Genomic DNA, 14,911 nt, shown 5'->3' with positions numbered 1-14,911 from the left:
TTAAAAAAAAATGGAAAAAAATAACCCAAGGAGGGTGTCCATGGGTTATTTTGTCAAATAATCATATGTACCTAGCACGTCTTTAGCAAGGCGAAGTACAAGCTTTACTTCCTCAATATTTCTGCCCGACAAGAACGAGTTAAGAGCATCAGTTAATTCTCGTCTACTAGACCTTTCTTCAAGACCTTCAACTCCCTCTATTCTGAACAGTTCAACTGGATTAACATCTAGTGCATTTATTATTTTTTCGAGTGTTTCCATTGAAATGTTTCGTTCGCCGCGCTCAATGTCTGATATATAAGTAGAATGGATGTCTGCTTTTTCAGCAAGAGATTCCTGTGTAATATTTCGTTCTTTTCTCAAAGTTCTAATGCGGTTACCAACCATTCTCATGAAATCTGACGTCACTAGCGCTCACATCCCTTCTATACAAGCGTATGAAAGGGAATATTCAGTTTACAGGGGGTTATATTAGGAATTTATTCTAAAACTTATATTTAATTAGGGATTCTGTGATAAAATAATAGAGTGTAACAAGGGAGGTGCAAACGTGTGAAAATAAAGAACTACATATTAGGAATTACATGTATTTGTTTGATTTTAATGGGTACAGCTTGTGAATCAGAAAGTGATAAACGAAAGGCAAGATTTAAAGAGTTAGATAAGGAAATTCTACAGCTAAAGAAAGAGAACAATTTAATGAATGAATATCTTGATGTTTGTGAAAAGGTAAACAAATGTTAAGTTATACTACAGTTTTTGGGGGGATAAAATGTATCTTGGTTTCGGAGGCTCCTAAGCAATCCTTGCTATTATCATGTTTTTCATTGTAATTGGTGGCGGCGGTGATTATCCGATTGTATCGTGGGCTCTATTTATTGGATCTGGACTTGGTTCATGGTACTGCAATGTGGAGCATAAAGAACTTGAAGAAGAGAAAGTGACTCAGAAATGGCACGAAACGGACAATAGGTTAAAGCGTATTCCCAACTACAAATCGTCACAAAGCTACCCTCAGCGAATGGAGATGTTACATTATCAATTGATGAAACTAACAAACAAATCTCATTCATTGCCCTTAATTCATACAAAGATAAAGTTTACAACTATCATGACATATTGAAATTTGAGATTTTGACAGATGGTATTAGTGTTACTTCTACGAAAAGAGGTAGCCAAATTGGTGGTGCATTGTTAGGTGGCATACTTGTTGGTGGTGTTTGGGCATTGATAGGAGGACTTTCTGGCTCGACAACAAGTCAAGAAAAAGTCAAAAAGATTGAATTGAACGTAATTGTCAATGATACTAAAAATCCGATTCATAAGATTATATTTTTGGATTCAGAATTTTCTGCATTTTCAAAGGACAGTCAAGAATACAAAGAAGGCTACAATACAGCGTATCATTGTCATCAGCTAATGGGGGTTCTTATTAGGCAAGCTGATGAGGAAGATAAGCGAAAAGAGATTTCGACAAATGGTAATAATTATCAAGGTATATGTCCGTTGCTGATGAACTTAGAAAGCTTGACCAGCTAAAAGAAGAGGGAATAATCAGTTTAGATGAGTATGAATCTCAAAAGAAGAAGCTCATAGGGTAAAAAATACTGTTAAGCTTCGGCACTATAAAACGAAAGAGATGATAAATATGAACTTACTGATAAACCTATTTCAAAGAGTCAAATACAAAATTTTACGGAAAAGCAGAGTGGCTAATTAGCTACTCTGCTTTTTTTAGTACATTATTCAGCTTTCATTAAAAGGGGGGAGAGCCAAATTAGATAAGTAAAAAACGAATTGGAGGTAAAACATTGATTGATTTTCCAAGTTCAATTGAAGGTATTCCGTTGTTTGAGTTAATTGGTAAAGAAGTTATAGTGAACTACGTTAACAAGAAAAAACCAGCATATTTTAAAACAAAAAATGATTCTAAACGGATATCTGGTGATCGAAAGCCTGAGATACTTTGGGACATTGAAAGTATTCCGCAAACAGATGATTACAAAATTATCATTCTCATTTTAAATCAACCTAAAAGATATGATGAGGGGACTTCTTACAACCCATACAGATATGAATCTAGATTGTATGTGTGTAACAACTCAAATGTAAAAATTAGCCAAGTTGTTAATGGCAGAATCCTTAATATATTTACACCTGAATGGCATCAAGAACTTAATTACTTCCGCCAGTACACAGAAGAAAGACAAAATGAAATGGATAAATATTTTGAATCAGAATTAGCCGAAGAGTAATTTAATAAATACACTCAATGGAATCGATATTTCATTGACAGTAATAGGAAAAGATGAGGTAGAAAAATGAATATAGATGATACACTTGAAAATAAGATAGACCAACTTACTGAAGAGATTAAGATTCTCTCTGAAAATGTGAATTCAACTTCTTCAATTACGAATGAGAGAATTATTGCAGTAGAAAAACTGATGTGGAAAATTGAAAGAAAACTGGTAGATCAAGAGAAATTCTTAAAGTTACTATCAAGAAATGAACTTATAGATAGATTGGTAACGTTGAAGTATGGACAAAGTAAGATTAAACCATTCCATTTGCAGAGTGAAGAATATCAAAGGTCAAGTGCTGAGGCTATGTACGACGATGATGATGATGATTAAGATAATCCTTAAACTATAGTTTGATATAAGTAGGCACTCCGAGGCAAATAACACTAATTGGAGTGCCTATTTTAGTATGAATTAGGTTGGGGATAGTGTGTAATCATAAGAAAGGTGATGGTATACTACCATAAAATGCCTCGTTAGGAGTTGCGTAGAATGATTAATCAAGAAAAAAAGATTGTTGTATTACAATGCAGGAAAATTATAAAAGATATAATAAGTTACAGAGGTGACTGGTATAGAGTGGATATTTTCGAAAAATTCGTTGATGACTTAAACCTGTCATCTCAACAATTAGGACTCAGTACATTTAAATTTAAGAACTTTCATTACTCTTCTACTGGTAAAACTATTAATGACAATGGATATGAGTCTTTGATGAATCATATTGATTTTTTGGAAGAAATGCTATCAACACTTGATAACGAAAATGAACTACATAATAAAGATCATATTGGCGCAATTGAATCAAAGAAAGTTTTTATTGTTCATGGGAGAGACAACATTGCTTTATTAGAAACTGAAAACATGATCAGCAGACTAGGATTAGAACCGATAGTCTTAAGTAGAATGGCTAATAGCGGACAAACATTGATTGAGAAGTTTGAAAGGCATTCGGATGTAATTTACGCGGTTGTTTTATTAACGCCAGACGATGTCGGAGGGCTTTACATTGAGAATGAAAAACCCGATCTAAGGTTTCGGGCAAGGCAAAATGTAATATTTGAGTTGGGATTTTTCTATGCAAAACTTGGAAGATCAAAAGTATGCTGTATTAATAAGTCGAGCGTAGATATACCGTCAGATATAAATGGAGTAGCATACCTTCCTTACTTGAAGTCGGTCGAAGAAGTGGAGCTGCCCTTGAGAAAAGAGTTGAAGGAAGCTAAGATACAAATTAATTTTCTTTAAGAAGTTAGTTGGTGTTATCAAGAGTCGGAGGGGAAGTTCTAAAACATCTTGGTGGAAGTGCCATCTGAATGAGAGTCTCTATGGTCACTGTATAGAGGTACAACTTTCTAATAGTATCGAGAAGGCTAGTCCGTAATAGCGTGTTTCATATGGATTAAATAAGAAGCTCATCATCTTATGGTGAGCTTCTTATTATTGAAAAATACCATTATTGCTGTAATTACAGCTTATATATTCTCCTTTGCCACCTATGCTTAAAATCAAATAGAAATGAAAACAGATTTGCTGTTAAAGATAATGTTGCAAATAGCTGAAATAAATTAAATTTACAAGTGTTATTTTCCGTTCCCCTTTTCTCAATAAAATCTCCAAATTCAAATTGTTCAATCCTCGAAATAGATGAACAAAATCGAATGTAAATAGCTTTTCGGAAATTTTCTATTCTGATACAATATTATTCTGACAGATAGAAGGAGGTTGTATTTTTCGAAAATACTGTATGGATTCGTACAGTTTGTTGATAAACAGTGTAGGAATTTATACAAACGGCAAGTGAAGATTCAAAAAATATGTATGCTCACGTACAATTTCTTTAAAGTAGATACCATAAAAAGAAATAACTTAAAAACATAAACTAACATAAGAACATGAGAAGGAGTGGTGCTGTGCGCAATAAGGAGTGCGATGTTAATAATGAAAGAACCCTATGTCCCTATCCCCATGAAGATGTTTGCTCATGAAACTCAATACTTTGCTTCTGACGATGAGTTCCTTGTCTTTTTTCATATTGGCAGATTAGTCAGTGCTAGGAATCCACTTGTTGCAATTGTGAATGTTGAATTACTCCATCCTATAATTCAATTCGATAAAACAAATGACTCTCGAAATAAAAAGCGAATCCTAAACGCAATACTTGGTTTGCAATCTAAAGGTTACATTAACATTGATTATCCTATAAAGGATGTAAAATATACAACATACTTGGAAATCACTCTGCCGCGTGTTGATGATAACATTTACACTAGTCCAGTTTATAGTGGTGGATCTAAGTACAGTGGTTACATATCTGCAACAGATAAGATGTTTACTAAAACCGATTCAGCCAAAGAATTTAAAGTTTTAATATACACCGCTTGGCGAGAGAATATTAACTACAGTATTGCATTCAGTGAGTGGGCAAGTGTACTTGGAATTTCAAGTCAAACTGCTGTTACTGTAATTGAAACATGCAGAGAAAAGGGGATTATTTCAAAGCAAAGAGGAGAATATTACACTAAACCAGACGGTTCAAAGCGACAGAAAACGAATAGGTATTCTGTTCAAGATAAAAATAAGAACGAATGGAATCCTAACAAAGAGATGAATACAGCATTGAAATCTATGGTCTCAGAACAGAAATCAATTGAAACGAGAATACATAAGTGGTTTACAGATGAATACTTAGATAAAGATGATATGTATGTATATTTGACTACCAAGTGTGATGTGCTTAAAGAACATGCGATAGCACGAATTAAAGGAATATCACAATCACCTTCAGGTAAAACCAAAATGGATGAACTTCATAGTACGGCTATGAAGAAGGTAGAACAAGAAAAACAGGCAAGGGTTGTGCAAGATGCTTTAAGCACAGAACAAATGAGAGATATTTTTAACAGTGAAATAGATGATAGTGGGAATAGAAATTGGAAACAGAACAAGGAAAGACATGACTCCAGAGATTATAGCTTACTGCTAGGAAGTGACTAAACTCTTTTTTACATAAGTAGTTTTTCAGGGGAAAGATCAAATTAGGTAAATTGAAAATCATAAAGAATAATGAACTTGGAGTGCGTAATTGACAAGCAAGGGTTAGGAATTTTGAATTTCAAAAGTATCAATCTTTTCGTTTATCAAACGTGAGTAGAAGTACATTATAAGAAAAATGAATGTAATATAGAAATTCTTGAAGTTATTATCAAGAAACGAACTCATAGATAGTTTGGTAACGATGAAGTATTTGGATAGTGAGATTAAGCCTTCCCATTTAGAAAGTGAAGAATTTCAAAGGTCAAGTGCTGAGGCTATGTACGACGATGATTAGGCATATTAAATTTATATTTACAAGCACGTATATCTGATAGAAGAATAAAGACGAGTCCATCCCTCAGATATAATGGATGGACTCTAATTAATTTAACCTCACACAATATTGAATATATTTTTATTATTGAAGAGGGGCGATTTAGTTATACATACATAATCGGAACAACATAGTATATTTAGGATGTTTTCGGATGCTAAATAGAGGGCACTCAGTTAAGCTTAAATAAAGGGAAATTGTTTGATAATATCGAATTTTTATTATAGATTAAAAGGTGGATATAAGCGAGGGATATGTAAATAATATAGGTTCTAAAAGTAGTAGAGAAAGTGTGATAAACATGGATTATGGTTATTTAAATAAATTTTTCACAAAGAAGGCTCTACTTGATACAGTTTTCTCTGTTGATTTTGATTCCAACACTTATTTATGTGAAGTAGAAAGAAATCACCAAATATTAAGTGACAGTTATAGAAATGAATTTTTCTTTAAGAATGTTTTGTTTAACAAGCTAGTTTTAGGTAGATACAGTCTAAATACATCTGCGGCTTTTAGCGAGATGGTTATTAACAATTCTAAAGCCGATTTCGTGTTAATCAATCATTCTAATGGAACTGTTTTTGAAATAAAAACTGATCTAGATAATTTGGATAGATTGATTTATCAGATTAATGACTATTATACTGTATTTAGCGAAGTGTATGTTGTAACATCAGAGAAAAACTACTATCCAGTTTACAGGCTCTTAAAAGAAGACTGTCCAAATGTAGGAATTATCGTGTTAAATAAGAGGAAGTATTTAAGTGTTAGAAAAAAGGCTATTATTGATGATTCATTATTAAATTATGAATCAATCTTCAAGTTATTACGTAAAAAAGAGTATGAAACTATACTATTAAATCATTTTAAGTTTCTGCCTGACACAAAGCCAGTGTTTCACTTTAGAGCATGTCTTACACAATTCAAAAAGTTAGATATTGGTACAGCTCAAAGATTGACATTTCAACAACTAAATAATAGAAATAAAATGCTTGATTATGGAATGTTAAAAAAATTGCCCGATTCCCTTAGGTGGCTGATTTATTCAGGCAATTTTTCTATACAACAAATAAATGAAATATTCATTAGATTAGATCATGAGGGGGGCTAGGTATGTATTATCCAATTATCAGAGGTAGACAGTATGACTTACTTGCGCTTAGAGAATTAAAAAGTAAAGGAAGGTTGAGTAATAAAATAATACCAATTATCGAACCGATCAAGTTAAGTCCCACTCTAATATCAACTGTTAATATCTTCGTTGAACAAGGAGATAAGATTATTGTAATAAGTAATCCTAAAGTAGGCTCACTATTAGGAGAATTAGAGTTGTCTACTAGCAAAGCCAATTTTGAAACCATACTAAGAAGTGAAGGGGTCGTTGTAGCTCACCACTTAAATAAGATTTCTGATAGTCAATTAAATTCATTAATTAAAAGTTTGGATATACGATTGAATGATATTGTTATTATTCATTCAGAAAAGAACCTTGTTAACTTATACAAAGATAAGTTCGCTGATAACAAACCATTTTTAAATTTGATTCCGACGGATAATGCCTTTAAAAGACAATTAAATAATGTAAATATAGTCGGATTAGATGATAAGTTTAACAAACTTACACGAAATGTGGATTATTTAGAAGTGGAAAATGAGTTCTTTTCTGAAGAACATCTGTACTTTCGAGAGGAAGGCTATATTGGCTTTTCTGATTACTCAGTTGTTGGAGCGGAATATAATGAGGGAGGATTTGCCCCGTATGCAGTAGCAATTCATATTGTATACCCTAATCAAGAGAATGCGTTAGAAATAAGACATTTTGTCTCAGACTCTAACGATGATACTAGTGATCCAGCGGGGAAATTTTCTGAAGCATTAGAGAAATTGATAGCATGGTATTCTGCTTATTTAGAGGATTCTAGAATGAATACCTTAGCAATGGGGATTTTTAGTGAACATTATAAACATGGAACATACCCGGGCTTACCAACTATAAAAAAGTTATCTATTATGCACCACTTAGAATTAATAGGGAACCTTCTTGAGGAGGGGGTCTAATGAATTGTTGTGAGAATTGTTTCTTATCTGAGGAAATAAAAAGCATTATTAAAAGTTTGAAGAAAATAGGAAATTGTCATTTTTGCAATAGTGTAGAAGTACATGTATATAATACCTCAGAAGACTCAGGTCTTGATGAAAGATTTAACGATATTATCAGCATATTTAAAATTGCAACTGAGCTAACTACATACAATTATTCACAATATAAACTAATAAGTATTAAAGATGATTTCGAAAAGAACTGGAGCATATTTAATAATTTGAGTAGTACTAAGATTCATGAGTTTTTACATGTTTTATTGGAGGCTAATTATCCAGATAAACTGCCCTTTTTAAGTAATCAAGTTGGAATACTAGAATGGAAGAATGAACAGTATCTTAATGATTATGCAGTTTTAAAAGGGAAGTCATGGAATGAGTTTGTTCAATATATCAAACATGAGAACAGATTTCATTCAAAACACATAAATTACAATGTGTTAGAGGACTATCTTAGAAGACTAACTTCAACTTTAGATGATGATGTTTTCTTTCGTGCAAGAATTTCTAATAGAGGGGAGCTCACACTTGATAAAATGGGAGCTCCTCCAAAAGAATTTGCTACCGCTGGAAGAGCAAATTCAGAAGGTATAAGTCATTTGTATCTTGCAAGTGATACTTCAACAGCAATTTCCGAAATCAGACCTAGCAAGGGTGATACAATATATTTAGGTAAATTTCCTATAAGGAGACCTTTAAAAGTAGTAGATTTTAGAGTTTTAAAGAAATTAGACGTATTTGTATTTCAAGATCCTGTGATATATGCAATTAATCTCGAAACTTTTAATCAAATGAATAAAGATATTTCAAAGCCTGTAAGAAGTGGTGATAGCAAATTGGATTACCTACCAACACAATTTATTGTAGACTTTATCAAAAGTCTCAATGAGACAAGAGGGGCAGGGTACGATGGAATTGTCTTTGAAAGTACTGTAAGTACCACAGGATATAACCTTATGCTATTCGATCCTGAAATACTTAGTTGTAATCGTATAGAAAAACGAATTATTGAATCTTTAAGCTACAGTCATGTGGAGGTACAAAGATAACCAATGTTTTGCAAAGAACGTTCGTTTTTCTTAATTAAAAACGAAAATTAGGCTGAAGCTGATGAATTGCTTGCTAACAACAAAGTTGAATTCGTATCACATACATATACATCACGCATGAATGGATCTGTAATAACAGACGATTGTCTCAAAGGCTCGGACAGTATTTTTTATTTACATGAAATGAAAGCTATAGATGGAGGAGAGTATCTGGATGTTGTTGAGTTGCTCAATATTCAGCAGTAAGATTTCATTAGAATTCACTTAAACTATTGACATTGATGATCGAAATAGTAGATTTCACCATTGATTCGTTATGGATTTGAAATAGAATACTTCTTGACTTTGTTCATAACCAGTTAACCGTAACCTGAACAGACGAGTAGATCATCGCCGTAATTCCCTTTACCGCCAAGAACTGTCTAAGATCTCTTTCAAACATCATGCTGCTCATCAGTCATGCATCACCAATTTACCATACTTGCTGAGGGGGCTGTTGAAGGAAGGCTAATAGAAATACGCGACCAACTCCGAGTTACGTGGCTAGATCAAGAATTTAAGGGTTTTCTTACGACTTCTTGCCAATTTTCACCTCGATTCTATTGGGATATGGTAGTTCTTTATGAATGCGCATAAAAAAGGGGGAAACGTAATGTCTAATTTTGAGGATAATGATATTGAAGATACTTCTGGTGAGCGCCTAGTGTTTAAACTTCCTAAAAAAGGCGAGAGGCTATTCAAAGGAACAAACAACTATTATCACTTCTCTCATTTTGGATGGGGTTTGAAATCTCAGTTCTATGGCTACATTAAAGGTTATAAATCGGTTAGTGATGCCGCTGTGGTTTTGGCGATCACATCAAAAGATATAGCCAAATTGGATACATACGTCTTTCCAATCATCTTCAATTATAGGCAGTTCTTAGAATTATCGTTGAAATCACTTTATTTGGACTATTCGGATGATGAACCAAAAAAGAGGTTGGAGACAATCAATAAAGTAAGCCATAATTTAATTAAAATATGGAATAAGGTTGAGCCAATCTTATTAAGCACAAGTGATACTATCCATCATAAAGAACTGGTTAACGCAGTTAAATCCTATGTTAGAGAATATCACGATATGGACGAGGGCTCTTTTAACTTTAGGTATCCCATCACTAAACAATTGAATCCAGTATTCAATAAAGAAGAACGGATTGATATTGTGAATCTAAAACAACGTATGGAAGAAATGAGTAACTTTTTTGATGGCATGGATGGAGCATTAGATGACTTGAAGCAGCAAAAGGCTGAAGGGGAAGAAATTCAAAGAGAGATGGAAGCTGAATGGCTTGCTGAAGCAAGAGCTAATATGGAACGTGAATATCAATAGGTGTTGAACTATCTGATACTTGATGGGATGGTCTTTAGTGAAAGGACAAAATGAAATTCTAAGTGAGAGTGGGCAGATTAGCAGTTGATTTTACCATGTTCACCCGCTACAATTGATCTATAAAATAACACAATAATAGACATGTAATGACCTAATATTGAAGCAGGTTATGGGTGACGCGCGTACGTATTCCTACACTGTAGGTATCCGTGCTGTAACATCCATCGATGGTATGACAGCTGACTGGGCGCGTATCCCTTGGGACGTATTGGAGAAAATCTCCGTGCGGATCGTTAACGAAGTGGATAACGTAAACCGTATCGTGTATGACGTAACTTCCAAACCACCAGCAACGATTGAGTGGGAATAGAAGTTATCTATACAGATTTAATAACAAGGGATCGGAGTTTCCGTCAAAGGAGCTTCGGTCTCTTTTTTCTTTTCATTTTGTGTTTGCGCCAGACGTTATTTATACTTTGGTTTAGATAATCAATGGACCAACCAATAGATATTACGAAGAAGAAACTCTGTAAGGAGGAATAATAGCGGATGAAGGAAAGAATCGAACTCAACTCGGGATGGACTCGTGAGGAGGTTGTCGCATTTACGGCTCATCCTGAGCTAAAGATTGTTCAATACAGCGAGCACAATATCCCGGATGTGAACCTGATGCAGATATTGAATGAGGAGCTGTTTGCCAACAGACCCGATGTTACTTTTCGCATATATGGCTTTCATTCGCAATCTGGCGACTTGTCTGGTCTAAGATATATGAACCATGTAGAAAAGCTTGTGATTGATTGTAATAGACGCGTTCATGGGATTGAGGGCTTAGGTGAAATGCTAAGGTTAAAAGAATTTGCTTTTGACGTATTTGAAGCGGAATCTCTTGATGTATTAACACTTGTACCTAACACTTTAGAGCAGCTCCACATCGGCAAAACTAAAACAAAGAAAACCAATTTGTCCGTACTTAACCGCTTTACCGAGCTTAAAACGCTGAGTGTGAATGGTCATACAACTAACATCGAAACGATCGGAACATTGTCTTCACTTCGGTCCCTCTATGTTTCGGGAATGCCATTAAAGGAATTGGGATACTTAAAAGATTTAACGGGTTTGCGCGAACTTCATCTCAGTTTTGGTGGAGCAGAGAATCTGGATAGCCTTGCGGGCATGGATTCCTTGCAATTGTTGAAGCTCCTAAGGGTGAAAGGATTATCTGACCTATCCGTATTGCCTGAATTGAAGGGATTGCGCTTATTAGGGATAGAGGACCAGCCGCATCTAACGAGTCTGGCGTCTCTTGAAAATCTGACTGAATTACAGCGTGTTTTCCTGAACAATGTGAATGTGGAGAATATTGACTGGGCAAAGACTTCCAAAAGTCTGAAAGAGCTCGCTCTTCTGCAAATGAAGCATATTAATGCCGAAGATATCGAATCCCTGATTTATCATAAATCCTTGGAAAGAATGATCGTTCATTTGAAAAGTGCCAAACAGCAAAAAGTGGCGAAGCAGGCGATAATGGCAGCAGGCATGTGGGATGAGAGCGGATGGTGGTATAACGATGAATCTCTGAATATTTAATTTCTTTTTTAAGTTCGTTTCATATTATTTTCATGTCGGGCTTGTACACTAAGTACAGAATACGGCTATATGGCAACTGAAAGGAGAATTGAATGTATGCGTAAAACCGACAATATGAGCAAATGGAAGATGGGCATTGGAAGTGCGTTTCTGATGGTGATGCTGGCAGGATGCGGCTCGGGTATGCAGGACTTGGCTCTTGGTGCGGGAGATTCTTCATTTGTGAACTTAGAGGCAGCAGATTCATCTTCCGATCAAGCACAGAATCAGGAATTGTCTGAGGGATCGACCGATAATACAGGTCAGGAACAACAGCAGGCACAGGACGTGCTTCAGACAGAGATTTAGAATATATGGCGTAGGACCTATCAAAGCTTTTTGAATATCCAAATACATGATCCTCATCACATAACCATCTTCTTGGTAACGGTAACCCATGAAGCTACCGCAATCAAAGTGTGCCTGCCGCCTTTGATTGCGGTAGCTTTTTGATTTGTGAAACCTCAGTTTAATTTGGGTGGTAAACCGCTGAACTGGTTCATTTTGTTAAATAATACGAACGATTTATATGATGAGTGATAATAATATTCGTTTTTCTCATTGACAAACTAGAGGTAACCCTCCTAAAATAGTGATTGGAAACACACAAATAGCGCATACTACTTCGTATAATCCCGGGGATTGGCCTGGGAGTCTCTACGAGATCACCCTAATGATCTGGCTACGAAGAGGAGAAGGCTGAGCACATGAATTCTACATGATTGCGTCGGGCATGACATCACGCACATTAGAATTTTTTTTGTTCTCCCTAATTGGCACCGTGCCACTCCTCATCAGTTAAAACCCTGGGTGATGCATTCATCTCAGGGGTATTTGTCGTTTTTCAAAAGGCTTCAACATCTCTAAGGGGGAATTATTGAATTATGGATCGTTTCTTTAAATTAAAAGAAAACGGAACGAACGTTAGAACGGAGATTGTTGCGGGTCTTACTACCTTTATGACAATGGCGTACATTCTTTTCGTAAACACGTTGTTCTTGGGATCGGCCGGAGCCGGTATGTCGGACAATGCAGTATTTTTTGCAACAGCTGTAGGTGCTGGTTTGATGACCATCATTATGGGATTGTTCGTTAACATTCCGATCGCCCTTGCACCAGGTATGGGTTTGAACGCTTACTTCATGACCGTGGTTCTGAGTTCCAACGGTGCGATTTCCTGGCAGGCAGCTCTCGGAGCCGTATTTATCTCTGGTATCGTGTTTATTATTTTGACAGTAACCAAAATTCGTCAAATGCTGCTCGTTGCAGTTCCAGACTCATTAAAAATGGCAATCACAGTTGGTATTGGTCTCTTTATTACCATTGTAGGTTTCAAACTGGCTAATCTGGTCGCTGTAACAGTCAATGTTGCACCTGATGCAGATCTGAGCCAACCGATTCCTGGCAGCAGTTTTAATCTGTCTTTGGGTAATTTCATCACTCATCATGATGCGTTACTGGCACTGATTGGACTGCTCATTATTGCTGTACTGATGGTTATGCGCGTCAAAGGTGCACTGCTAATCGGTATCATTGCTACAACGTTGATTGGTATCCCCATGGGCGTTACGAATCTCAGCGGTTTATCCGGTGCAAGCTGGTTGCCTAACTTCAGCGATCTGGCGGTTGGACAACTGGACTTGAAAGGTGCAATTAGCCTTGGATTGTTTGAAATCATCTTCATCTTCACCTTTGTAGAGCTGTTTGACACATTTGGAACAATGGTGGGTACAGCAACACGAATGGGGATTATGAAGGACAAGAAGAAAGGCGAGAAAACAATTGGTAAAGCAATGCTCGTCGATGCAGTGGGTGTAAGTGCAGGGGCTGCACTGGGTACAAGTACAATTACCGCATTCGTTGAAAGTGCCTCTGGCGTCGAAGCTGGTGGACGTACAGGTCTGACCTCTGTAACGACAGGTATCCTGTTCATCCTGGCTTTGTTTATTGCTCCACTGGCATTGGTTGTTCCGTCCGCTGCAACAGCTCCGGCGTTGATCATCGTGGGTGTCTTGATGATGAATCAGGTTCGTAGCATTGAGTGGGATGACTTCCTGCAAGCTTTCCCGGCGTTTCTTACCATCGTATTGATGCCTTTCACTGGAGGAATTGCAAACGGGATTTCTGCAGGGATTGTATCTTATGTAATCCTGGCCGTATTCGGTAACCTGGTTACGGATCGCAAAGTGAAGATACACTGGCTTATGTGGATATTGGCTATCATTGTTATATGTCGGTATGTATTTATAGGTGGGGAATAAAGGTTTGACTGAATGGATTGGGTCAGATACTTATGATGTATTTATTATTGTACAAATGAAAAGAAGCGGAAGCCTTGGTACATTAACGGGGCTTTCGCTTTTTTGTTTCTTCTATATATGTAGCATGAACTTTGACTTTCTTCTTCCTTCTATATATAAAGGAGGAACATACATGAGTTATGATTTGATGATTTTTTATCCAGCCAAGAGCTCCATTTGATAAAGCGTCGTTTATGAAGATGGTATAGTGAGCATACAAAGTAGTCGAAAGTGGTCGGAGGAGCATTCCTATTCGGGCATTTCTTTCTATGAATGTGGACGATGATGTGTTTGAAGCGATGGAAGGAGCGGGAACAGATAATTGATTAACAGAATACTCTCTTGGAAAAGAAGTGATTTATGCTGCATTCGCATGGTCTGTTGCGTAAGATGCCTGTAAATTGATGCGTGAGTTGACTAAGAAGCATAACGTTGGTTTTCTTTGATGTAAGCGGATCGGATGGTAAGATCATCAGGCCCTATGTGTATACCAAAATAGCAAAATTGAAAAACAGCACGACGAGAATTAAATAGCAGCTGGATATAGCCAGTTTGAAAGACACTCTACTATATATAATAGAAACTATTGTAATGTGAGAGAGTTGCTATTCTCCGAGATTAGAAAGATAGTTGCTGATGAGGGATGAGTATCGTATAAGGTATAAATAGGAGTAGAGAGGAAGAAGAGAACCCCTCACAGATAAATTGAAAATAAAGCTTGCATTCGAAATTTGTACATGGTATATTCTAATTCCGGCCAAGAAAACACGAGAAACACGGTGCGG

15 protein-coding genes, 1 pseudogene and 1 riboswitch are annotated in these 14,911 nt (G+C 36.0%); of the genes and pseudogenes, 15 read left to right on the top strand and 1 reads right to left on the bottom strand.

Annotated elements, in window-relative coordinates; genetic code table 11:
* Positions 1–45: 45 nt before the first annotated feature.
* Positions 46–393 carry a helix-turn-helix domain-containing protein gene (locus AC4PM4_RS21790; protein ID WP_491614560.1) on the bottom strand — a complete coding sequence of 116 codons (348 nt, stop codon included), beginning with the start codon at positions 391–393 and terminating at the stop codon, positions 46–48.
* A 159-nt stretch (positions 394–552) separates the two neighbouring features.
* Between AC4PM4_RS21790 and AC4PM4_RS21785 the strand changes: the two genes are divergently transcribed.
* The 15 genes and pseudogenes from AC4PM4_RS21785 (at position 553) to AC4PM4_RS21715 (ending at position 14,087) form a co-directional block, all read left to right on the top strand.
* Positions 553–744 carry a hypothetical protein gene (locus AC4PM4_RS21785; protein ID WP_491614558.1) on the top strand — a complete coding sequence of 64 codons (192 nt, stop codon included), beginning with the start codon at positions 553–555 and terminating at the stop codon, positions 742–744.
* 252 nt (positions 745–996) lie between these two features.
* Complete coding sequence (locus tag AC4PM4_RS21780) at positions 997–1,539, top strand: hypothetical protein (protein ID WP_491614695.1); 543 nt, start codon at positions 997–999, stop codon at positions 1,537–1,539.
* Positions 1,500–1,601 carry an SHOCT domain-containing protein gene (locus AC4PM4_RS21775; protein ID WP_491614556.1) on the top strand — a complete coding sequence of 34 codons (102 nt, stop codon included), beginning with the start codon at positions 1,500–1,502 and terminating at the stop codon, positions 1,599–1,601. Before AC4PM4_RS21780 ends, AC4PM4_RS21775 begins: the two co-directional genes overlap by 40 nt.
* Positions 1,602–1,811: 210 nt before the next feature.
* Positions 1,812–2,255: a hypothetical protein gene (locus AC4PM4_RS21770; protein WP_491614554.1), complete on the top strand. Its 444-nt coding sequence runs from the start codon at positions 1,812–1,814 to the stop codon at positions 2,253–2,255.
* Positions 2,256–2,321: 66 nt separating this feature from the next.
* A complete protein-coding gene (locus AC4PM4_RS21765; RefSeq protein WP_491614553.1) occupies positions 2,322–2,636 on the top strand; it encodes a hypothetical protein in 315 nt (104 codons plus the stop codon).
* Between the two features lie 159 nt (positions 2,637–2,795).
* Positions 2,796–3,551: a TIR domain-containing protein gene (locus AC4PM4_RS21760; protein WP_491614552.1), complete on the top strand. Its 756-nt coding sequence runs from the start codon at positions 2,796–2,798 to the stop codon at positions 3,549–3,551.
* Positions 3,552–4,235: 684 nt separating this feature from the next.
* A complete protein-coding gene (locus tag AC4PM4_RS21755; protein WP_491614551.1) occupies positions 4,236–5,300 on the top strand; it encodes a hypothetical protein in 1,065 nt (354 codons plus the stop codon).
* 674 nt (positions 5,301–5,974) lie between these two features.
* Positions 5,975–6,784, top strand: a complete 810-nt coding sequence (locus AC4PM4_RS21750; RefSeq protein ID WP_491614549.1) for a sce7726 family protein — start codon at positions 5,975–5,977, stop codon at positions 6,782–6,784.
* A gap of 2 nt (positions 6,785–6,786) precedes the next feature.
* Positions 6,787–7,731: a sce7725 family protein gene (locus AC4PM4_RS21745; protein ID WP_491614548.1), complete on the top strand. Its 945-nt coding sequence runs from the start codon at positions 6,787–6,789 to the stop codon at positions 7,729–7,731.
* A complete protein-coding gene (locus AC4PM4_RS21740) occupies positions 7,731–8,822 on the top strand; it encodes an RES family NAD+ phosphorylase (protein WP_491614546.1) in 1,092 nt (363 codons plus the stop codon). Before AC4PM4_RS21745 ends, AC4PM4_RS21740 begins: the two co-directional genes overlap by 1 nt.
* A 652-nt stretch (positions 8,823–9,474) precedes the next feature.
* Positions 9,475–10,197, top strand: a complete 723-nt coding sequence (locus tag AC4PM4_RS21735) for a hypothetical protein (RefSeq protein WP_491614544.1) — start codon at positions 9,475–9,477, stop codon at positions 10,195–10,197.
* Between the two features lie 166 nt (positions 10,198–10,363).
* Positions 10,364–10,567, top strand: a pseudogene (locus AC4PM4_RS21730) (GMP synthase (glutamine-hydrolyzing)); the annotation flags it as partial.
* 179 nt (positions 10,568–10,746) lie between these two features.
* Entirely contained in the window at positions 10,747–11,787 is a 1,041-nt protein-coding gene (locus AC4PM4_RS21725) for a leucine-rich repeat domain-containing protein (protein WP_491614543.1), read from the top strand.
* Positions 11,788–11,883: 96 nt separating this feature from the next.
* A complete protein-coding gene (locus AC4PM4_RS21720) occupies positions 11,884–12,135 on the top strand; it encodes a hypothetical protein (protein ID WP_064642317.1) in 252 nt (83 codons plus the stop codon).
* Between the two features lie 296 nt (positions 12,136–12,431).
* Positions 12,432–12,531, top strand: a riboswitch (purine riboswitch).
* Positions 12,532–12,710: 179 nt separating this feature from the next.
* The gene (locus AC4PM4_RS21715) at positions 12,711–14,087 is read left to right on the top strand and encodes an NCS2 family permease (RefSeq protein ID WP_063568417.1); all 1,377 of its coding nucleotides are present in this window, start codon (positions 12,711–12,713) and stop codon (positions 14,085–14,087) included.
* Positions 14,088–14,911 lie beyond the last annotated feature (824 nt).

This window comes from Paenibacillus sp. MDV22-iso6 (genome assembly GCF_058408365.1).
This window is presented reverse-complemented; position numbering and strand designations above follow the sequence as displayed.